The sequence below is a fragment of the Enterococcus sp. DIV0546 genome (genome assembly GCF_051712785.1).
Lineage (GTDB): Bacteria > Bacillota > Bacilli > Lactobacillales > Enterococcaceae > Enterococcus > Enterococcus faecalis.
Map to the genome: position 1 here is coordinate 1,644,348 of NZ_JBIOPO010000001.1, position 22,231 is coordinate 1,666,578.

Sequence of the window (22,231 nt, forward strand, 5' to 3'; positions counted from 1 at the left end):
AATAACAGGAGTCAGATGCTAAATAATTTTTGCATCTGACTCCTGTTTTCTTATTTTAAACGATGGATTGCTTCTCTAATTCTTTAACGTATAGATAAAAAGAGCCAAAGTCTAAGCGATTCATTTGTAAAGATTCATGAATTTTTGTGAACCCTTTACTTTCGAAAAATCGAATCATTCTATGGTTAGTATGATTAGTTTGAGCATACATTTTACGTCTTCCTTCCCAGATTGCCCGTTTCTCCAATTCATGGAGCAATAAACTGCCATAACCCTTGGCAATATAATTAGGCGAAGTTGCAAAGCGCTTTAGCCAAACAAAGTCTTGTTCCTGATCCATACATAACGTTGCCATTGAAAAAATCATTTCTTCGTGCACTAGCAAATACAACCGTTTTTTTGTAATGTCTTCTTGGATATCTTCTTGAGAAGGGTAGTCCTTTGTCCACTGCGTAATGCCCACAACGTCCATGTATGCCTTTACTTCTGTTAAAAATTGAAGAATCATCGGTAACTCTTTCTCATCAGCCACTCTAATTTTCATTGTTTATTCTCTTAATAGGGTAACAATAGAATCGACAAGACAATCACACTAATAATGCCAATGATGGTCGGTACACTCGTCCGTTTTAAAATTCTGATGGGACTAACTCCTACTGTTGATGCGACAATCATGACAACTGCTGCTACAGGAGAAATCGTTCTAGTTAAATTCGCGATCATCTGCATTGGCAAGGAAATTAAAATACCATCAATCCCAGCTTTTTCGGCAATCCCAGGGATTAGTTCGATAACCGCATAAAACATTGCCAGTCCACCACCGCTTAAAATTCCAAAAAGGGTCGTTGCACCGCTGAAAATTAAGGTCGTAACGATTCCTGCTGAACTTGACGCTTCGACAGAGGCCATAATACTATCAATAATTCCTAACGTTTGAATCGCAGACGTGAATAATGAACCACCTACGACAAGCATCACAACTTGACTAAACCCTTGCCCCATTCCTTTAAACATCTCGACAGCTGTATCTTGAACCTTTTTAAAAGATTTCAAGCGAAGCGTCTCAACCAATACAGCAATGAAGAAAGAAATAAATGTAAGAACAAAAATATCCATCGTTATTCCTTTAATAAACATTCCTGCGATTCCCACTCCAACAATTAATAATAGCGGTAATATTGGCAATATTGCATAAAATTTAGGAACATCAAATTCTTTTTGTTTGCTTAAGCCTTCTTCATTTAATGAGACATAGGCAGCATCACCTTCTTTTTTATCGCAGTATTTTTGCCAGAAGTACTGTGCAACCGCAATGATTAATAACGATGGCAGCGAAATTTTGGCATTCCATACAACATAATTTAACACATCATAACCAAGGGTATTTGCGGCGATTACGTTATCCGCGCCTAAAGGTGTTGGCATGATAGTTGCCGTCATTGCAATCACACCTGCAGCAGTTAATGATGAAATCCCCATGCTGGCTAGCATCGGATATAATATAGACATTAAAATAATCGCTAAGCTTGATGCACTAGGAATTACCAGTGACATTAAATTTCCAATTAAAAAGACCACAGGGACAAATAACGATTTACGTTTAATCTTCATTAATGGTTTCACCAAAAAGTTGACAGCCATCTGATTGGCCCCGATTGCATTCATATAGCCTGAATAACCAAAAAGAATCATAATTACAATTCCTGCTGAACTCACTTGTGCAATAATTGTATCTTTAAACTTCAAGAAAATATCAAATAATCCAAAACCGGTTCCTTCTCCTGCAGGATAAATGGGATGTCCTAACATCCATGCACATGCAAGTAGAACAAGCGCACCAATAATTAAGCTGAGTGCGGGATGATAATTTTTTACAATCAAATAGGCTACAACAACTAAAACGACCAATACCAATAAACTTTCAATCATACTTATCCTCCTTCAGTTAATTAACCGCTTTCATTTTTTCGACAACCCATTTTTGAAAAGCTTCAACATTTACATCTATACAGGCAACGGCATTCGTGTTTTTATGATACTTCATTTTTAAATCCGCAACAGTAGCTCCCGCAGCTGGACCTTCCAAAGCAACTTCAATGAACGTTTCAGTTGTCTCAAATAATTCTGGTGAAGTTAAATAGGCAATCGCACAGACATCATGCATTTTCAAACCTGTAGTTAGACTGCCGCCTCTATAATGACGGAAAAGACCATAAAACATTTCCCCAACTCTACCAAGCGCTCTGATGGCTGTTACTTCATGATTCGTTAACACAGCTTGACTTGTAACATCTAATCCTACCATTGTTAGCGGGACACCTGATTGGAAAACAATTTGTGCAGCGTGTGGATCGACATACGTATTAAATTCGGCACTTGTATTTGTATTTCCCCTTGCTAATGAGCCACCCATCATGACGATTTCTGCAATATTTTCTTTGACTTCTGGATAGAGGGTCAGTAACAAAGCAATATTCGTTAATGCAGCAATTGGAACAATGGTCAAAGGAACATCACTAGACAGAATTTCTTTTCGCATAGCTTCCACTGCATGAATATCTAAACACGTAGAGATAGGTTGCGGAAACTCAAAGCCATCCATGCCAGTCTCCCCATGAATCTCAGCAGAATCTTCCAATTGAATAAGTAACGGACAATTACACCCCTTGGCTACAGGAACCTTTTTCCCAAAAAAATCGACAAGTTTCAAGGCATTATTTGTTGTTTTTTCTACATCTACATTCCCTGCAACCGTCGTTATTAAGCGAACTTCTAGGTTAGGATGATTCAGTGCAATCGCTAAAGCTACAGCATCATCAATTCCTGGGTCCGTATCAATAATGATCGGTCTTTTCTTTGTATCCATTTTTCTTCCTCCATTCACATTTAGGAAAAACATTTCCGGAAACGTTTTCTTAATTCGAGATTAACAGCGCTTTCATTAAAAGTCAAGCAGAATTTCTAAATAATAAATAATTAGGCTTTTTCTTGACTTTCTGCTTTTAGAATGCTTACTATAAAAAAGAGTTCAGTGAAAGGACGAAAATGATGAATATTAAAGATATTGCAAAATTAGCTGGTGTTTCCGCTTCAACTGTATCCAAAATTATAAATAATAAAGATCAAACTATTAGTAAAGAAACCCGTGAGCGTGTCTTAAAAATCGTTCGAGATTACAACTACACACCTTACTCAGCAAATCTCGTCACAAATAGTACTACAAAAACCTTCGTGTTATTATTAAATAGCCATGAAACTTTTGAGGCTTGGGTTACGAGCTTTATTGATAAAGCTCAAGAAAATGGCTATAACTGCTTGATTTTAAATAGTCACGGTAGTTTAGAACAAGAACTGAAAAATATTACCTCGCCAACTTTAAAACAAGCCAGTGGCATTATTTGGGACCCAATCAATGAAAACAGTAAACAATACGCGAAATTTATAGAAGAATTAACGATTCCTTACTATTTCGTCAATCACTCAACTAACGAATTACCTTCTCTAGCGGGTCTTTATGAAGAAGCTAGTTATGTTTTAACCCAAGAATTATTACAGAATAACCATAAAAAAATTAGTTATTTCGTCACTAACCAAAAATATAAAGAAGCAATTATTGCAGGCTATAAAAAAGCCTTGTTTGATGTCAATTTACCCTTTAGTAAAGAAAATATTTTAACTACTATCCCTGCTGATTTCAGTAATCAGCTTATCACAGATGGGATTACGGGTATCCTTACTGATGACTATACCCAGGCTGTTTTTTTGGAACAGCTTTTAAAGCAGAGCGGTTTGCGAACCCCCGATAATTACTCTTTACTCGCAATTAAGCGAAAAATTGATCGTTCATTTTTACCTGATCATATTTCTTCCGTCTTATTAGATACAGAGACGTTTGGCAGCCAGTTAGCCTTATTATTGCTTAACAAACGCAAAGAAAAAACAGCCTTGATTAATGACGCTGAAAAATTGGTGCTAGATCACAAAAATACATTAGGCATGTCTAGTGTTAATCCACATAGCAAAATGATTGTAGTAGGTAGTTTAAACGTTGATAATTATCTGTATTCAACAAATTTACCACATAACGGCAAAACAAATTTTTTGTCTAGCTATGCTAAATTCCCCGGCGGAAAAGGATTAAATCAAGCTGTTGGCTTAACCAAACTGGGGCATCAGGCCACCTTAATTGGTTGTTTAGGCTCAGACACAGATGCGAATTACTTATATAAAGAATTAGAAAAATACCACGTTACGACAGATGGTGTCACACGTATTCAAGATGCTGAGACTGGTCAAGCTTATATTTATGTTGAGACAAGCGGCGACTCCATGATTTCAATCTTACCTGGTGCAAACACAGCGCTTACACCTAAAAAAATCGCACAGCAAAAACACCTATTTATGGATGCCAGTTTTTGTCTCATTCAAACAGAAATTCCTTTGTCTGCTGTAGAGAAAGCTTGTGAAATCGCCCGACATTCAGGCGTACCGATTATTTTAAAACCAGCTGCTATTCATCATATTCCAGTGAATATACTAGAAAAGGTTGATTTTTTCATTCCCAATGAAGATGAATTATTGGAACTTCAACCAGATACTGGTTCATTAGAAGAGAAAGCGGCGTACTTCTTAGAAATGGGCGTAAAAAATGTCATTGTTACTTTAGGAAAAAAAGGCGTGTTATTAAAAACACCCCAAGTGTGCCACTATTTCCCTGCAACAGAAAATATAGCTGTGGATAGCACTGGTGCCAGTGACAGCTTTATCAGCGCGCTCGCCTCCTATCTTTCGAAAGGTTATCCGACTGAAGCAGCCATTCAAATAGCAATTCAGGCTGCAGGATTTTCAGTTTCTAAAGAAGGGGTGATTGATTCTTTAGTTGATCACGTCACTTTGGAAAATTATTTGATAAAAAAAGAACCCGCTCTTTTTGCTCATCGTAACACCTGTGTCGACTGACACAGGTGTTTTCCTGCTGAATATCTTGTTATTTTCTCATAAACCAATGAGAATTGTTCTTTTTTATTACAATTTATTAGGTGAACTATTATAATAAAAGAGAAGTTATTACTAAGGAGTGAGTCTCATCAAAACACAAGATGCCATAAAAACATTTTTACTTTCAAAGAAAACACAAAAAAAATTGGCTGTCTTTTTATACTTAGCAAAACAAACGAACCTTGATTTATCTAGTGTTGCCCGAAAATTCGATCTTTCTACTAAAAATTTATCAATTTATCTTCGTGAAATTCAAGAAGACTTAGCAACCCTTCCTGAAAATACCTTAGAGATTCAGATCCATCACGGAAAAATTTCATTACATACGACTTCCAATGATTTTCTTTCCCACTATTTTTTATTATTTAATTATTACTGTGTCCATTCTACTGACTTCATTCTTTTTCAAGCAATTATCAAAAAAGAAAACAATTCTGTCTGGAAAGTGAGTCAAGAAACTAATTTTAGCTCATCTTACATTTACAAACGGTTAAATAACATTAATAAACTATTTGGTTTGTATGGAATTTCCGTCCATTTTTCCCCCTCCGCGAGTAAAGTGATTACAGGTTCTGAATTTCAAGTCCTATATGCTTTTCTTGATGTCTACTGGACCATCTTTTTAAATACCTTAGCCTTACCACGTTATACCTCTACTTATTTTGAAGATATACTGACGCAGCATATTAAACCAGAAATTCTTGAACGCTTGGAACACGCTTCTCTACTAAAATTAAATTTACTTTTACACATCGCAAAATATCGCTTTCCATATACTTGTGAAGATGATCTCCAAAAAGAATTTGAAGAACATCCTTATTTAAGGCTTTTCTCAGACTCAAAACAAACTATTTTTTGTTCCCAATCAAATTTTTCAGAAGATCAACAGCGGGTTGTAGATATCATTGCACCCATTGCCATTGATAATTTTGATTCAGCAAAACGAGCCAAAGATTTACTGGCTGCTCTAAATGAAATTTCTTGCCCAGAATATTTCTACGTTGATTCTTTATTAACCAATTTTTGCGAAGTTTTTCAAATTCCAAAAATGCGTGAATTTGATCGTCATTACTTCTTACTTATTTTATTTAAAAATATTATCTATAACCAATTATTTATTTCACAGCAACCAAATACCGCAATTCTAGATTTTTTAGTCAATAAAAATAGTACTTATCAAAAAGATTTACAGAAAGAAATTTATGCTTTTTATCAAAATTTTTCAGCGCATTCCCCTTATCAGCTAAGATTTAAGGATCAGGAGAACCCAATTTGGACATGTGAATTGTTGTTACGAATTTATAAGCACTATAGTCCCCGCAAAAAAATTAAAATTGGTGTTGCATATTCTCGCGATTTTTACATTGCTAGCTTTATTATGATGAAAATCAAGCAAGCATTTAGTGAGGATATTATTTTTGAACGAACCGATTTTTCTAGTTGTGATATTGTGATTACTGACTATCCCTTATTTGATTTACCAAAAGAAATAGACCGAATTTACATTTTAGAAGAAGAATTAACCCGAGAAGATTGGGAACTAATTTTCAGTAAAATAAGTATCGCCATTTTTGATTTGCAATATTAAAACAAACATCAAGCGCTAACTTGTCTCACCAACCATAATGAAAACAAGCGACCTACAAACCACTTCTGCCAGTTTTAGTCTGACAGAAAATAGTTTGTAGGTCGCTTGTATATTGCTGTTCTTTTCTACGTTACCTTCAAAGACAATCTAGTAAGTGGGTACACGTCGTACTTCAGTCCTTAAAGTGCTACGCTTCCACCGCTGATCAGTTTTTAAGCCTGAGACGAAGATCCAAAGTGTTTTTTGTCTCAGGCTCTTACATTTTTTCAACAAAGGTATTGCTAGGCGCTACTTGAAGCTGAAAACTATTTTCTCTATCGAGATTCCTCATCAGTAGACTCAAATTTAAAACTTTTTTCTATAAAAGCGACTTCTTTTGCGTATGTTTTTACAAAAGAAGAATAGTCTTTGGGATCTTTGACCTTTTCCAATTGGTCAACAGAGACTTCTAATTCAAATCCTGTTCCATCTTTAAAGAGATAATATTTTGAGATGTCTGTATATCCTTGATTCCGTTTTAAAATATAGCCGGTTTGTACATCAGCAATTTTATCAATTGGGTATGCTTTGATAAACTCTTTACTTGTATCCAAATAATCAGAAAGACTGTTGACAAGATTGCCAGAAAGGTACATACCTGCCGATGTATAATAGTCTCTTTTTTCATAAAAACTGATATTGCCTAGATATTTTGTATCTGGATACTCCTCTGTAGAAGGTAAAATTAAAAAGTTCTTTCCGCCACTGGTTTCAATATCGGCATCGCCGATAATTTCTATTTGATAGCCTTGATTAAATAAAAGTTTATTTTCTTCTATTGTGACTTTTAGTGGTTTTTCTAAATCAACAGGTCCAGTTGTGGTAAGTCCAGCTTCTTTTAAAGGATAAACATCTTCTGATGAAGCGGAGTAATCCCAATAATCATCTTTCTCCGCAAGATCAATATATACTATAAAGCCAATTGCTACAGCAATGCCTATCCAAATAATTTTTTTGTTCTTTTTTTGTTTTTTCTTTTTTTTCGTCTGTGGTTTTACCACTTTTTTATTTGGGTTAGGAAGTTGCTTTACTGTGTCTGTTCTTGTGACAGGAAAAAACGACCATTTTGGCTTTTGAAAAAGCGCATCATATGTATCATAAAAATTCTTTTGTTTAGCCATTTTTTCTCTCCACTAATTTTTTTGATAAGGCAATTTCCTCAGATGCTTCGGAGACTAATCTTTCATAATCATCTGTGATACTTTCCGACAACACTCGTATGGTACTTAAGATACCATTGGTTGCAAGTGTTATTTCTTCTGTTGACAATTTATCTTCTTTAATGCTTAAAAACCGTTCTGATGCTCGTAAAATCTCTGGTACCTTATGATATAAAAAATCACTAAAATGAGTAATTGCTTCAGGATACTTCACTAAGTGTTTAAAGATGCCCTTAGCGGAAGCAACACCCAGTTCTACTTGTTCAATTTTTTTTAAATTTCGTGACTTATTCGTTAGTTCGTTTAAATAAATAATTTGTTTTTTTAATTCGTCCATAATTCTTTGGTACATCTCTAGGTCACTGTCCGTTAGATGGTGCGTCGTTTGATATTTTTTTAGATTTTTTTTATAACGGAAATACGTACGACCATTTCTATAAATAACCCAACCAATGTACCCAGCGCCCACTAACAAAACCATTATCCCATTCAAATCATGTACTCCTTTTTAAATTAGTATATATTACTGAACACATTGTCCAGCTTAAAATTGACAAATAAGTATGAAATGTTACTCCCCCAATTACTTGTGCACTTTTATTGTATCATATAGGAAAATTGTTCTGTTCCGCATTTGGACAAATTGTCTAAATGTCTAAGGGAATCTTTTTTTGTTTAATATATAGCAAAAAACACTTGCAAGAATTGATTACTTCTCACAAGCGTTTTTTATTGTCTAAAACAACTATTTACATTTCATTTTATTAAATAGTGAATAAATAAATTACTGCAGCTAATGAAGCACCTAAGATAGGTCCCACAATTGGCACCCAAGAATAAGCCCAATCAGAATCACCTTTTGTTTTCACAGGAATAATTTGGTGCGCTAAACGAGGTCCTAAATCACGTGCAGGGTTAATTGCATAACCTGTAGGTCCGCCTAATGATAGACCTAGTCCTAAGACCAAAATCCCAACAAGCATTGGGTTAATGCCAGCCGCTAAGTCGTTTTGAGAAAAGGCTAGTAAACCAAAAACCAAGACAAATGTGCCGATAATTTCTGTTAAAACATTGGCTGGATAGTTACGGACAGCTGGACCAGTGGCGAAGGTTCCTAAAATAGCACCTTTGTCTTCTGTAATGTTCCAATGGGGTAAATAAGCTAACCAGACAACTAAACCACCAATAAAACCGCCTAGGACTTGAGCTACGATATAAGGTAAAACCATGCCCCATTCAAAGTTTCCAGTAATTGCCATCGCAACTGTTACAGCAGGATTTAAATGCGCTGGACTCATATACCCAGACATGTAAACAGCTAATGTAACAGCAGCGCCCCAACCTAAAGCAATAACGACCCAACCAGAAGCAAAGGCTTTGCTTTTCTTCAAGTTAACTGCGGCACAGACGCCATCCCCTAGTAAAACTAAAATCATCGTTCCGAAAAATTCACCGAATAATTGTGTCATCATCGAAGTTCCCATTTTTTCTTCACCCTACTTTCAAATTTTTTAAATCTGATTCTTCAATTACTTTTTCTAATGTTTCAATGTGTCGTGCTCTTTCTTCCGCTGTCCACTTATAATGCTGTGCCATTTCTTCAATGACTCCCGCTTTCACTTGGTCCAAACGATCACGCATAAATAATAAGTGGTTGGTCCGTCGCAATAAAAAGTCGACGGGTGTTAAAGCCATTTCTTCTTCCATCGCATAGTTTAAAGAGACAGTTTCTGTTAAGGTTAAACCAGGAATTACTTTGGCACCATCAATCATTTCAAAAACAGTTGGTACGTTGGAGCCATATAAATGAGCTAAGTATAGTGCATCCTTTTCACTTAACCCTTTAGACACGCCATGTTTTGCCAACGCTTCTAATTCTTCGTCTACCGTTGCAGGGTTCAATTTCCCGCCTGAAACTGGATAGTTTTTAGAATCAATTAAGGTGAATTCTTTCTGGTATTCTTCTGCTAAGATGGTTTGAATCATTTTCATCGCACCTTCTGCCATTTTACGATAATCTGTTAATTTCCCACCAGCCAAAGTGAGCAAGCCATCCGCTGATCTTTCCAATGAGCTGCCTCGAGAGACAGCTGAAGGATTGACTTTATTTTCCACCAAACTGTCTTCTAGATGGTTTAGGACTTCTTCAATTTCTCGTTTATCTGTTTGATTTTTTTGGTATCTGTCAACGACATCAATGACTTCATCAATACTTTTATCTGAAAGTTTGCCATTGTTTCCCCCGTTATAATCTGAGCCACCGTTAGCAGAAATTAAAGGTCGTAAGCCAGCCCAGCTGGCTTCAATATCATCAATTGTCAATTGTACCTCTGGATAACGATTATTGACTACTTCCAATAGGTAATCCACATCACTTTGTTCTACTGTTGGATGTTGAAAGTCTCCATGGTAATCTGTATCCGTCGTCCCAAAATATGTTTTTTCTTCTCTTGGAACAACGAAGACCATGCGGCCATCTTGTTTACCTGTATCAAAATACGTTGGTTGAGGAACATTTAAACGGCTTTTGTCGACAACTAAATGAACCCCTTTGGTTGGACGCATTTGTGGTGTAAATGAATCATTTTTGTCTAAGCCTCTTAATTTATCTGACCAAGGACCAGTAGTATTAATCACAACATCTGCGTGAATCTCAAACTGTTCGTCAGTTAGTAGGTCCTTTGCTTGAATGCCAGTAATTTTACCTTCATCATTGTATAAAAAGCCCACCGCTTGAACCCGACTCACAGCATGTGCCCCGTCAGCTACTGCTTGTTTAATATTTTCAATAACTAAACGAGCATCATTATTTCGGTAATCTAAATAAACACCGCCACCTTGTAGACCTTCACTTTTTAGTTGTGGCTCACGTGCCAAAACCTCGTCTTTTGTCAACAGATAGTTGGCGTACTTGGTACCTGTTACATCAGCTAACTGATCATATAAATCCATTGCTATTTTGACAGAAAATAGATTAAATGTTGCATTTGGCTCATCATAAATCGGCAATAACATGGGATCCGCTTTAGGGATGTGTGGCGCAATGGATTGAACGACGGCTCGTTCTTTCACTGTATCTGCCACCACCTCCACGTCAAACGTTTTCAAATAGCGGATACCACCATGAACTAATTTGGTTGATCGTGAAGAGGTGCCCTCTGCGAAATCCTGCATTTCAATTAACCCTGTCTTCATTTTAGCGGCACTGGCTTGCAGGGCAACGCCTGCGCCAGTAATGCCACCACCAATAATTAAGACATCTAAGTGTTGTGTTTTTAAAGCGTCGATTGATTGTCGGCGTGTTTCTATTGAGAAAGTCATAGAAAATTCCCCTTTTCCATTTACTTATTTTTACGTTTGAATTGTTGGGTAGCTGCTACTGCTTGTTGCCAACCTTCATATAAATCTTCTCGTTCTTCTTCCGCCATAATTGGTTCAAATTGTTGTCCTTCTTCTTGGAATGCTTTGATTTCTTCTAAGTCTTTCCAGAAGCCAACCGCTAAGCCCGCCAAGAAAGCTGCGCCTAAGGCCGTTGTTTCTAAGTTATGGGCTCTTTGAACAGCAGTGTTTAAAATATCTGCTTGGAATTGCATCAAGAAATCATTGTTTGCTGCTCCACCGTCTACTTTTAAGACAGGAATGTCTATGCCTGTATCTTCTTTCATCGTGTCAATAATGTCACGAACTTGATACGCAACTGCTTGAAGTGTCGCTTTGACAAAATCTTCTCTCGTGGTACCGCGTGTTAATCCAAAGACAGCCCCACGCGCTTGTGAATCCCAATATGGTGCGCCCAAACCAGTGAATGCCGGAACCACATAAACTTCATTGTGCCCTGTTGACGCTTTGGCTACTGCTTCAGATTCAGCAGCCGTTTGCAACATTTTTAAGCCATCTCGTAACCATTGAATCGCTGAACCAGCCACGAAGATACTTCCTTCCAAGGCATAATATACTTTGCCGTTAATGCCATAGCCAATAGTGGTAAGCAGATTATTTTTAGAAAGTTGAGGTTCTTCGCCAGTGTTCATGACAATAAATGAGCCTGTTCCATAGGTATTTTTAACCATCCCAGGTTCAAAGGCCATTTGACCAAATAAAGCGGCTTGTTGGTCACCAGCCATCCCAGCGATAGGAACTTCACTTCCGTAAAAATGGTAATTTTTTGTTAATCCATACACTTCAGAGTTCGAAACGACTTTCGGTAACATCACTCGTGGGATATTTAAAAGATCCAAAATTTCTTGATCCCAATCTAAATCATGGATATTAAACAACATCGTCCGGCTTGCATTTGAATAATCAGTGACATGAGTATCTCCCGTTAATTTCCAAACGAGCCAAGTGTCAATTGTTCCAAACATCAATTCTCCATTTTCTGCACGTTCTTGCGCACCTTCTACGTGATCTAAGATCCAACGAACCTTCGTTGCTGAGAAATAAGCATCAATGATTAACCCAGTTTTTTCATGAATCATTTCGCTGTAGCCATCTTCTTTTAGTTGATCAGCAATAGGTGTCGTTTGGCGTGATTGCCAAACAATTGCGTTATAAATGGGTAACCCAGTTGCTTTGTCCCAAACAACGGTTGTTTCCCGTTGGTTTGTAATCCCAATTCCGGCAATATCCGTTGGTTTCACTCCTGACTCAATTAGAGAACCTGCAATAACGGATTGAACAGAATTCCAAATTTCATTGGCATTATGTTCCACCCAGCCTGCATTAGGAAAATATTGAGTAAATTCCTTTTGTGAACTACCAATTTTGTTTCCTTTTTTATCAAAAATAATTGCACGAGAACTAGTCGTTCCTTGATCAATCGCCATAATGTATTTTTCTTCTGCCATGATAATTCCTCCTAAACGTTTTTGAAATCGTTTTCTTTATGTTCCTATCTTACAAACAAAAGAATAACTAAACATGTCAAAAACTTTTTTTATTTTAAAAAAATTGAAAGGATTTCTACTAAAACCAACAAAGACAACGCTTTCAATAATACTTTTATTATCTCTAATTTTTCAATAAAAAGAAACATTTTTGTTTAAAAAAGCCTAATTTTCGACTTTTAATTGTAAAAAGGCTGGTGCGAGGATCAGACAATTTCCGTCACACCAACCTTTTGTTTATTTCTCCCGCAAGGTGCGTATTTTCTTTTTTAATTGTTGCACATCATAGGTCGAACTTAATTCTGACAAAACATAGACTTCTGGTGTTCCTTGATAGCTCGTTTGCTGATAATTGGTCACAATTAAATCATATGTTTGTTCAGGCTGATACCTCTCCACCAGCGTGCCATTCATATTTTTAAGACTAAGCATTAATACTTGTGTTAACGCCGCTTGATAAAGAGCATCCATTGCTAAGTGAATTCCAATTTTTATTTCACCAATCATTTTAAATTCAATTAATGCCAACACGCTTAAATATTTGACCAGAGAAAGTTCATGCAAACTATCTCCTGGTTGATACGTTTCATCAAAACAAGCTAAAGCTTTTTCTAATAACGTTGTTGAAAAAGAAGCTAATTCCCGACTAGATAATTGCTGTTCTTTTTCCCAGATATGGGCCCGATCAAAAACTTCCAATTCTCCTTTAAAAAAATACAGTTTTCCATGAATTTGTGAAAAATAGTAAGCCATGGTTTTCTCAAGAGTAGGTTCAAATTTATGGGGCCGATAATACAAGACCACATTTTCCAAGATAAACGTATCAGCTAAAGAAACAGCGGAACGACGTCCCCGAATTAAGGAATATTCATCAAAAGCTGATTCTGGTAAGACCGACATTGTGATTAGAAAAACAAAATGAATCATGCTTTCTCCTTCGTCTAATTCTAATGAATAGCGACTAGAAAAACGGAAAAACAATTGTCGAACTTGCTTAAATAACGGATCTTCTTTAAAATCAATCATTTTCTTTCTCAATTGTTGATATTTTTTTGAAGTGACCGCTAGGCGCTTTTTCGTAATACTCAACCAAAGGCTAACTTTTAACGCATTATGTTCATTAAAAGTAAAACCTAAGCCAGTCTCAATCCCTTCAATTATCCGTTTATTTAACGGGGACATCGTTTTTTTCTGGTGTGTTTCATAGGGGGTAATATACCAATACAACTGAAAGTAAAAGTAACGAATCTGCAATTCTTCTCCCTGTAGTTGTCCATTTTTTATTTGCAAATCAAAGGCGGCTAACAATTGATTGAGTTCCTTAATCTTTCGAAATAAAGAAGACTCACTAATCATAAATTTAGTCGTTAATTGAACAATAGAAAACTCTTTATTACGATATAAATAATCTAAAAGTTGAAATTTAAGAGACTCTTTTACAAATGCTTCAATTAAATGATTCAACGAAAAAAAATCCGATAAGGTGATTGATAGCTGTTGGCCATCATAAGTAAGCTGACAATCCTGTCCAAAAGGTTTCAAAAAATAATGTAAATCCTCCAAGTCTTTTTCAAAGGAGGCTTTTGTGACCGCTAATAATGCTGTTAAATCAGAGACTGAGCAGGTGCCGCCTGCTAAGATGGTTTGTTGCACCGTTAATAATTGTCGCATCGCTTTCTTTTCTAATAACGTCTCAACTTTCATCGTTCTCTCTCCAATAAGCCGAAGCACCCATCAAATTTGTAATATCATAAATATTGGTTAAGGAAGGTTGATAAAAATAATCTTTTTGTAATAGGTCTGTCAGTGTCTGACCTGTTTGGATACTTAATGCTAAAGTATTTATTTTTTCTAAACAATTGTTTTTTGAACAAAGCTGCGCCCCAAGGACCCGTTGCGTCACTTTATCATAGATTAATTTGCCTAAAATTTCTGTCCCATGTTGTAGAGGCGGCGCTGGCTGTCTAACAATTACGGAAGCAAGTGTTTGCGGAAAAAATAAACCTTCCGTTTCGGTTAGACCTGTACTAGCAAGGTAATAGTCCCCCACTTTTGTTCCCATTGTTCGCAAAGAGCCGATGAATCGGTGTTTTTTTTCTTCTAAATTGTTGGCGACTACTAAGCCAGTTCGTACCGCATTGTTCACTAACGGAGCATAAAAAGTTTCCGCGACTGGTTCATTAATAACTGAAATGCAATCACCGATGGCAAAAACATTCGGCACTGAAGTTTGTAAATAAGCATCCACCGCGATTGTCTGATCCAGATTCCGTTGAATTTTTTTATCCAAATAGGCTAATTGAGGATGTAAGTTTAAAGCAAAAATCCCACTGTCACAAGAAATTTCCTGCTCGCTTGTTTCAAGAACAATACCATTGGCCGTTTCTTCAATTCCTAGGACCGTTTCTTCAAAATGGAAAATTACTGCTTGTTTTTCCAAAGATTTTTGAACTTCTGCGACCATTTCTTTATCAAAATATTTAGGCAATAGATTTTCCAAGCTTTCAAAGACATGGACCGTTTTCTTCATTTTCACAAGAAAATCAATAGCTTCCATTCCAATGGGTCCTGCACCAATGACGGCTACTGTCTGGCTATTGTCCAGTAATGGAACAGCCGCTAAAGCACCTGATAAAAATTTATATTTGAGTAGTTTTTCTGTTTGACTACCACGAATTTGCGTGGAAAACTGGCTCGCGCCTGTCGCTAAAATCAATTTATCATAAGAATACCACTGTTGCTCTTCCTTTCGTGTCCAAGCAATCAATTGGTTCTCAACATCCATTGCCACAACTTCTCTATTTAAAAGCAGCTGAATCTTTTGACGACGTAATTCCTCTTCCGTTATGTAACGTGCTTCGTGTAATTCATTGATGGTATGATTAAAATACGCACTTAAGCCACCAGATAAATACCCCACTGTTGCTTGCTTGTCAATTAAAGAAATTTCTGCTTGGGGATATTTTTTCCTTGAAGCAATTGCTGCGGAAATACCTGCGAATGATGCACCAATAATCACAATTTTCATTTGTTTCCTCCTCTGTCAGGACCTATTATACTTCTCTCAGTTTATCATGATTAAAAAGAATGCTAAAGCAACAACTATAGTTTTCCCTTAAAATAATTATTTTTGCTGAGCGCATTGCTTTTCAAGCACTTTCATTTTCATTTATAATAAATGTTACTACTGTTTGAGGAGGAGTTTTCATGTCTGCAACAAAAGAGCAATTGGAACTATTTTTATTTTATTTATCTGAAACCCATACAAAAAGTTTATCTTTACATGACTTAGTTACAAGTCGACCACGCCCAGAAGAAGCGCGTATTTTATTAAATATTAACGAGGTTTTCACTTACTACCATAGCGCTCGTGTTCTCTACACAAGTGTTCCTGCTCTTGAAAACAACAAGTCTGAGCCTTTTTTCCAAGCCTTCGAAAATTTTTATTTTGAATTAAAACAACATTTTTTCAATGAAGAAGATGAAACCCATCAATTGAATGAACGTCTAGAGGAAATGAAAATTGCCTTTGAACAATTGACGGATGACTACAATGTTCTATAATAGAAGAGAACAATTCGTTGAGAAGGGGTCCTTATGAAGCAAGAAGAAGTGATTGAACGTTTAAAAGAAGAACTAAATTTGCCATTTTTTAATGGTACGCTAGAAGAAAAGAACTATTCTGAAGCAGATTATCAACAAATCAAGAAAGAGTTAATTCAATACTTTGATGATTATGTGCGAAATGTTGAAAATTAACAAGCTAAAACAACCTTTGATTTTAATAAAATCAAAGGTTGTTTTATTATTAAATAAAAAAAATAACAAAAAAACCACCGGCAGTTTTGCCGATGGAAAAGGAGTATTTACTCAATAAGAGTAAAATGAAAAATAAAAAGGTTGTTGTTGGTATGAATTAATAATACAATACACTTTCTCTTTTGTCCATAAAAAAGACATGAAAAAAATATTAAATTCGTTAGTTATTTTTATTAGTTTTTTATTTTTTCAAAAGAATGTTGCTCATCCGCGTAATGGCAAAGGTTAATTCATCCGTTGCTTGATCCTGCTTTTCCTCTGAAGCATTAAATAAATCTGCATCAATACCTGTTTCTGGATCTGTTGCTAAAATCATTTCATTGCATCCTGCTACATATTCTGTATAAGCATGTTGAAATTTTTTGTGAATGCCAAGTACTTGTGGCGTCGGTTTTAATGTTCCGACTTTTTTGAGCATTAATTCATATTTTTCAGTACCTTCTTTAAATTTTGCTTGAATTTCTGCAATTCGTTCGGCTGTTAAATCATTCACTTTATTCTTATCGATCGCTTGACGAACTTCTTCGTAATATGGATTCATGACTTCGCCAATGTCTTCTGTTGTTTTAACGATATCATTAATTGTTTGAACGTAAAATCCTAAATTTGGTCTCATAACCATCCCTCTTTTCCCTTTTCTCTTTCACTCCATTTTACACTTTTTCTATTCCATCTGACAAGTGGCACTTTTTCAGTCTTCATTCTTTTGATTTTTAACAGAGAAAACATAGTGAGGCATCGTTTTGCCACGGTATGTTTTAATGTATCGATCCCTAACAAGCATCTGGTTTCGAATAGCGACATTCATAGAGGCTAAGTTCGTATCACGAATCGTTGAAATAACTTCTGGAAAATTTAATACATCGAATGCGTACTGTTTTGCCGCTGCGGCAGCTTCAATCGCATACCCTTTGTGCCATTCTTTCACACATAAATGATAACCAATTTCTGGATAGCTCTTACCTTTTACTAATTGATTGGTGAGACCACACTCGCCGATGACTTCGCCTGTTCGCTTCTTCTCTAACGCCCATAAGCCGTAGCCGTATTCTTGATAGGACTGTAAGTTCCACTTTAGCCAGTTTGCAACCTCTTCATCAGAAAAAGCGTGTTCATAGGCATACATCACATTTTCATCTTGCAAAAATTTTTTCAATTCCACTTCATCTTCCGACTGCCATTCTCTGACAATAAGTCGTTGTGTTTCGAAAATAATTTTCCGTTTCAAGCCCTTTCACTCCTTACATAAAGAAAAATTGACTGGTTTAAGTACCAGCCAATTTTCTTTTCTTATTTATTAAGCACCTTTACCTGCTTTACGTTGGAAGAACTTCACAATTTCCACAATTGGGATGATAGCAAAAGAAGTACCTGCTACAATTGCCCATTGATATGCATCTAAATGTGTAACGCTGAATAAATCATTAAATCCTGGAATAACAATCGTTGCAGCTAATAGCAAGAACGAAACAAGAATCCCATAGTTAAATGATTTGTTGCGGAATAAGCCAACTTTGAAAATTGATTGATAAATCGACTTCACATTAAAGGCATGGAACAATTGAATTAATCCCAAAGTAGCAAAGGCCATGGTTAAAGCATCGCCGTGTTGTAAATCATACAACGCTTGCGCCGATAAGTTTGTGTTAGCTGCGGTATGTGCTGGGAACATAATTGACATTTTATACACAATCAAAGTCAATGCCCCTTGCGTAATCCCTTGATAAACAACACTGCTTAAAACGCCGCCAGAGAAGAAGTTCGATTTTTTACCACGAGGTTCATGGCTCATCACATCACGTTCTGCTGGTTCCACACCTAACGCAATCGCTGGGAAAGTATCCGTTACTAAGTTAATCCACAATAAGTGAACAGGTAACAAGGTATCCCAATTGAGCATTGTTGCAATAAACAAGGTTAATACTTCCCCTAAGTTAGCTGAAAGTAAATATTGAATCGTTTTTTGGATATTTGAGAAGACTTTACGTCCTTCTTCTACTGCCACAATAATTGTTGAAAAGTTATCATCGGCAAGGACCATATCTGAAGCACCTTTTGATACTTCTGTTCCGGTAATTCCCATACCAATCCCGATGTCAGCAGCTTTTAAGGCTGGGGCATCATTTACGCCATCACCAGTCATCGCAACCACTTTTCCTTCTTGTTGCCACGCTTTAACAATCCGAACCTTGTGTTCTGGTGAAACACGAGCATAGACAGAGTAGTGTCCCACGACTTGTGCGAATTTTTCATCTGACAATTCATTTAATTCAGCGCCTGTAATGACTGCATCGTCGTCGCCTTCTTTGATGATGCCTAAACGTGCCGCAATTGCTTCTGCTGTATCACGGTGGTCACCCGTAATCATAATTGGACGAATACCCGCTTCTTTCGCGACTTTTACAGCATCTGCAGCTTCTTTTCTTTCTGGGTCAATCATACCGACTAAACCAGCAAATGTTAAATCTTTTTCCACAAGTTCAGAACTCATTTCGGCTGGAATCGTCTCAACATATTTATAAGCCATTCCTAAAACACGTAAGGCTTGTTTCGCTAATGAGGTGTTGGTTTTCAAAATTTCTTGACGTTTTGTTTCATCTAATGGACTTGTTTCTCCATTTGATAAGATTTCCGTACAACGTTTCAATAATTCATCTGGTGCACCTTTGACAGAAACTAGGAAGCCACCTGTTTTTAATTCATGAACAGTAGTCATTAATTTACGATCAGAGTCAAAAGGAATCTCTGCCACACGAGGTTCAGCTGCTACTTTTTCGGTTACGTTAAACGCATGATCTAAACCAAATTGTACTAAGGCAGTTTCTGTTGGGTCACCAATTAATGAACCATCTTGAGCGATTTTTGTATCATTCGTAAAGTTCATGATTTTTAAAGCCATATTATCGGCAGGGATTTCTGTGGAAGCAGATAAAACTTGACCATCTGTATACAACGCTTCAACGGTCATTTGATTTAAGGTTAACGTACCTGTTTTATCTGAACAGATAATGTCTGTACTTCCTAATGTTTCAACGGCTGGTAACTTACGGACAATCGCATTTTTCTTGGCCATTTTTTGGGTACCTAAAGCCAAAATAATCGTGACAATCGCTGGTAATCCTTCTGGAATTGCCGCTACAGCTAACGAAATTGACGTTAATAACATGTCAATCCATGAACGACCATTCATCATTCCTACCACAAACATCACCGCTGCAATGACTAAAATGGCAATTGTTAACATTTTACCCAATTGGTTTAAGTTTTGTTTTAAAGGCGTTTCCGTTTCTTGTTCGCTTGCTAGCATGCCAGCAATTTTACCGACTTCTGTATTCATTCCTGTGCCAACCACAACGCCAAGACCACGTCCATACGTCACATTACTATTGGAATAAGCCATATTGATTCGGTCACCGATACCAATATCGGTTCCCTCTAAGATGGTTACTTCTTTTTCAACTGGAACAGATTCACCGGTTAACGCTGCTTCTTCAATTTTTAAGCTATTCGCTTCCAATAAACGTAAATCGGCTGGAACGACATCCCCTGCTTCTAATAAAACAATGTCACCTGGCACTAATTCATCACTTTTAACAGTAATGACGTGTCCATCACGGCGAACATTCGCATTTGGTGAAGACATTTCTTTTAATGCTTCAATGGCTTGTTCCGCTTTAGCTTCTTGGATGACCCCAAAGATGGCGTTCAAGATAACAACCACTAAGATGATAATCGAGTCTACCACATCATGGGAAAAGACGGCTGAAATGACCGCTGCCGCTAATAAAACAATAATCATAAAATCTTTGAATTGCTCAAAGAATTTCACGGCAAGTGATTTTTTCTTCCCTTCATCTAGCACATTTTCCCCGTACGTTTCTAAACGCTTTTGAGCCTCCTGTGCACTTAATCCATCAGTTGTTGTGTTCATTTTCTCCAAAACAACTGTGTCGTCTTGTGCGTAAAACGCTTCAGACAATTGTGTTTTCTTTTCTTCTGACATGTTCTTCCTCCTCTATTTTTTGCAGCATCCTTCAAGTACTATTTTACATTTCATCAAAAATAAATGAAAAAAAATAGACTTGTGTATGCTACTTCGTCGAACATACATAAGTCTCACCGTTTAAGACAACACCAGAAATTGCTTTCGGAGTTGGTGATGTTGTCACAGCATAAATACTGTCAGTTACTCCCTCATGAAAAAACTATTTAACATTGATTGGAGAACCAATGTTATGAATAATTACTTAATTAGTATACCGTTTTCCACTCTTTTTTTCAAATAAAAGTTCTGCTCATTTGAAAAAAACTGAAATCCTTTCATTCGGATTCCAGTTTCTTGATTTGTATTCGTAAAATACGCTGTTGTCCCCGCTTTCTCGACCAACTAATAACCCAAGAAAGTAAGAAAAGACTAATCACGGTTCCTTCACGAACAAAAATCGGCAAATGATAACTAATGGACAATCCTAGTGCTAAACTGACACAAAAAATATCAACTAAATAACGATAAACCTGAAAACTATAGCGCGTTCTTTCAGAAATAAGTGTACAAAATTTTTCAATGGGAAATTGCAAAACACCTAGCGCAACTACCTGTCCTGTCCCGATTCCTGCTATGATTGTCCCTAAAATAAATAGAACAATTTTAACCAAATAATTTTGAAAAACAAGCGAACCAAATAATTGATATAAGAAAAAATTAATGACAAAACCAAAGCCAATTAACGCCACCAAAATAATCAAATAGTCCTGAATTTTACGCTGCTGATCTAACAACCAACACGTGCCTAAAAAAGCGAAATTAATAGCTGTGGTAACAGTTCCAACTTTTAAATGAGTAAGTGTTGCAAAGGTCACATTAAACGCATTAAAACTACTAACTCCAATGCCTGCTTGAATTGTCAAACTGATGCCCAATGCACTAATTAAATAAAAAAGAAACGATAGCACAATTTTTTTCTTCCACATTATAAAAACTCCTCTACTCTTGATACGTCTATTATGTGCTACAATAGAAGAAACAAATAGGAGATATCTCCTATTATAAGGAGAAAAAATGCTTAAAACAGCCTACCAACGATCACCGAAACAAGAATTAGCTAAAAATACGCCTTTTTTTAATGAAACTGATTTAAAACACAGTTTTATTATCGATTTTGAAAATCAAGAATTCATTCATCACCAAGCAGAGCCATTAAATTATCTTTTTTATTTAATCAAAGGAAAAGCGAAAATTTTAAAAACAGAACGCAATGGCCGCCAATCCATTGTTCAGTTTTTAACGACAGGTGATTTAATTGGCGATTTAACATTAGTCCAAGCGGAAACGATAACCAAGGACGTTATCGCCTTAGGTGAAACCTGTTGTTTGGCTATTCCTTTAGCTTACGCAGAAACTGTTTTAAAAAACAAGGTGCTTTTTATGCAGCAACTCAGCCATTATCTAGGGAAAAAAATGCTCCAACGGGTGGACCACTTTACAACGAATCAGACCTATGAACTAAGTTATCGGCTAGCGGAATTGCTATTGGTTGCCGCTAATCACGAAGATGTTTATAAAGAAAAACATACTGAGATTGCCGAATACTTAGGGGTTAGTTATCGCCATCTTATTTATACCTTCAAACAATTTCGAGAGCTCGGCTTTATTCAAAAACAAGGAACTGCTTATCACATCAACCGCTTAGCGTTACATTCTTTTGTTCAAAAAATGAAGAGTTAAAGTGGTGGATTGTTGA

The 22,231-nt window shown here is 36.4% G+C and carries 19 protein-coding genes; 5 read left to right on the plus strand and 14 right to left on the minus strand.

The features are described 5' to 3' along the window. Positions 1-55: 55 nt before the first annotated feature. From IGJ24_RS08045 to rihC, 3 genes are read right to left on the minus strand one after another with little or no spacing between them, the layout of a single operon-like run. Positions 56-544, minus strand: a complete 489-nt coding sequence (locus IGJ24_RS08045; protein ID WP_129193803.1) for a GNAT family N-acetyltransferase — start codon at positions 542-544, stop codon at positions 56-58. An 11-nt stretch (positions 545-555) separates the two neighbouring features. After that, a complete protein-coding gene (gene dcuC / locus IGJ24_RS08050) occupies positions 556-1,929 on the minus strand; it encodes a C4-dicarboxylate transporter DcuC (RefSeq protein WP_289865407.1) in 1,374 nt (457 codons plus the stop codon). A 16-nt stretch (positions 1,930-1,945) separates the two neighbouring features. Beyond that, complete coding sequence (gene rihC / locus IGJ24_RS08055) at positions 1,946-2,899, minus strand: ribonucleoside hydrolase RihC (RefSeq protein ID WP_002383111.1); 954 nt, start codon at positions 2,897-2,899, stop codon at positions 1,946-1,948. 146 nt (positions 2,900-3,045) lie between these two features. Here rihC and IGJ24_RS08060 point away from each other — a divergent pair, with 146 nt between their 5' ends. Both IGJ24_RS08060 and IGJ24_RS08065 read left to right on the plus strand, forming a co-directional pair. Continuing rightward, entirely contained in the window at positions 3,046-4,959 is a 1,914-nt protein-coding gene (locus IGJ24_RS08060; protein ID WP_289865406.1) for a PfkB family carbohydrate kinase, read from the plus strand. Positions 4,960-5,077: 118 nt separating this feature from the next. Then, entirely contained in the window at positions 5,078-6,586 is a 1,509-nt protein-coding gene (locus tag IGJ24_RS08065; RefSeq protein WP_002357145.1) for a helix-turn-helix domain-containing protein, read from the plus strand. Positions 6,587-6,900: 314 nt separating this feature from the next. Here IGJ24_RS08065 and IGJ24_RS08070 read toward each other — a convergent pair whose 3' ends face one another. From IGJ24_RS08070 to IGJ24_RS08100, 7 genes are all read right to left on the minus strand, one after another. After that, positions 6,901-7,746, minus strand: a complete 846-nt coding sequence (locus IGJ24_RS08070) for a hypothetical protein (RefSeq protein WP_002369202.1) — start codon at positions 7,744-7,746, stop codon at positions 6,901-6,903. Further along, positions 7,739-8,266: a 5-bromo-4-chloroindolyl phosphate hydrolysis family protein gene (locus IGJ24_RS08075; protein WP_048737323.1), complete on the minus strand. Its 528-nt coding sequence runs from the start codon at positions 8,264-8,266 to the stop codon at positions 7,739-7,741. The genes IGJ24_RS08070 and IGJ24_RS08075 overlap by 8 nt, the downstream gene beginning before the upstream one ends. A 283-nt stretch (positions 8,267-8,549) precedes the next feature. Next, the gene (locus IGJ24_RS08080) at positions 8,550-9,269 is read right to left on the minus strand and encodes an MIP/aquaporin family protein (protein WP_002357140.1); all 720 of its coding nucleotides are present in this window, start codon (positions 9,267-9,269) and stop codon (positions 8,550-8,552) included. 7 nt (positions 9,270-9,276) lie between these two features. Next, entirely contained in the window at positions 9,277-11,106 is a 1,830-nt protein-coding gene (glpO, locus tag IGJ24_RS08085; protein ID WP_289865405.1) for a type 1 glycerol-3-phosphate oxidase, read from the minus strand. 20 nt (positions 11,107-11,126) lie between these two features. Continuing rightward, positions 11,127-12,632 (minus strand): glycerol kinase GlpK, encoded by a 1,506-nt coding sequence (gene glpK, locus IGJ24_RS08090; RefSeq protein ID WP_002357138.1) that lies wholly within the window; start codon positions 12,630-12,632, stop codon positions 11,127-11,129. A 276-nt stretch (positions 12,633-12,908) separates the two neighbouring features. After that, positions 12,909-14,375, minus strand: a complete 1,467-nt coding sequence (locus IGJ24_RS08095) for a helix-turn-helix domain-containing protein (protein WP_289865404.1) — start codon at positions 14,373-14,375, stop codon at positions 12,909-12,911. Next, a complete protein-coding gene (locus IGJ24_RS08100; RefSeq protein WP_129193808.1) occupies positions 14,365-15,699 on the minus strand; it encodes an FAD-dependent oxidoreductase in 1,335 nt (444 codons plus the stop codon). The genes IGJ24_RS08095 and IGJ24_RS08100 overlap by 11 nt, the downstream gene beginning before the upstream one ends. Positions 15,700-15,878: 179 nt before the next feature. Between IGJ24_RS08100 and IGJ24_RS08105 the strand changes: the two genes are divergently transcribed. Both IGJ24_RS08105 and IGJ24_RS08110 read left to right on the plus strand, forming a co-directional pair. Further along, complete coding sequence (locus IGJ24_RS08105) at positions 15,879-16,235, plus strand: hypothetical protein (protein ID WP_002365807.1); 357 nt, start codon at positions 15,879-15,881, stop codon at positions 16,233-16,235. Between the two features lie 33 nt (positions 16,236-16,268). Further along, positions 16,269-16,430 carry a hypothetical protein gene (locus IGJ24_RS08110; RefSeq protein WP_002357133.1) on the plus strand — a complete coding sequence of 54 codons (162 nt, stop codon included), beginning with the start codon at positions 16,269-16,271 and terminating at the stop codon, positions 16,428-16,430. A 241-nt stretch (positions 16,431-16,671) separates the two neighbouring features. Here the strand turns inward: IGJ24_RS08110 and IGJ24_RS08115 are convergent, their stop codons facing one another. From IGJ24_RS08115 to IGJ24_RS08130, 4 genes are all read right to left on the minus strand, one after another. Continuing rightward, complete coding sequence (locus tag IGJ24_RS08115; RefSeq protein ID WP_002385841.1) at positions 16,672-17,112, minus strand: hypothetical protein; 441 nt, start codon at positions 17,110-17,112, stop codon at positions 16,672-16,674. A gap of 69 nt (positions 17,113-17,181) precedes the next feature. Then, positions 17,182-17,718: a GNAT family N-acetyltransferase gene (locus IGJ24_RS08120; protein WP_002364151.1), complete on the minus strand. Its 537-nt coding sequence runs from the start codon at positions 17,716-17,718 to the stop codon at positions 17,182-17,184. Between the two features lie 69 nt (positions 17,719-17,787). After that, positions 17,788-20,493: a cation-translocating P-type ATPase gene (locus IGJ24_RS08125; protein WP_002377094.1), complete on the minus strand. Its 2,706-nt coding sequence runs from the start codon at positions 20,491-20,493 to the stop codon at positions 17,788-17,790. Positions 20,494-20,810: 317 nt separating this feature from the next. Further along, positions 20,811-21,461, minus strand: coding sequence for a YczE/YyaS/YitT family protein (locus tag IGJ24_RS08130; protein WP_002366868.1), 651 nt, complete (start codon positions 21,459-21,461; stop codon positions 20,811-20,813). Between the two features lie 88 nt (positions 21,462-21,549). Between IGJ24_RS08130 and IGJ24_RS08135 the strand changes: the two genes are divergently transcribed. Next, positions 21,550-22,215 carry a cyclic nucleotide-binding domain-containing protein gene (locus tag IGJ24_RS08135; protein WP_129193812.1) on the plus strand — a complete coding sequence of 222 codons (666 nt, stop codon included), beginning with the start codon at positions 21,550-21,552 and terminating at the stop codon, positions 22,213-22,215. Positions 22,216-22,231: the final 16 nt, after the last annotated feature.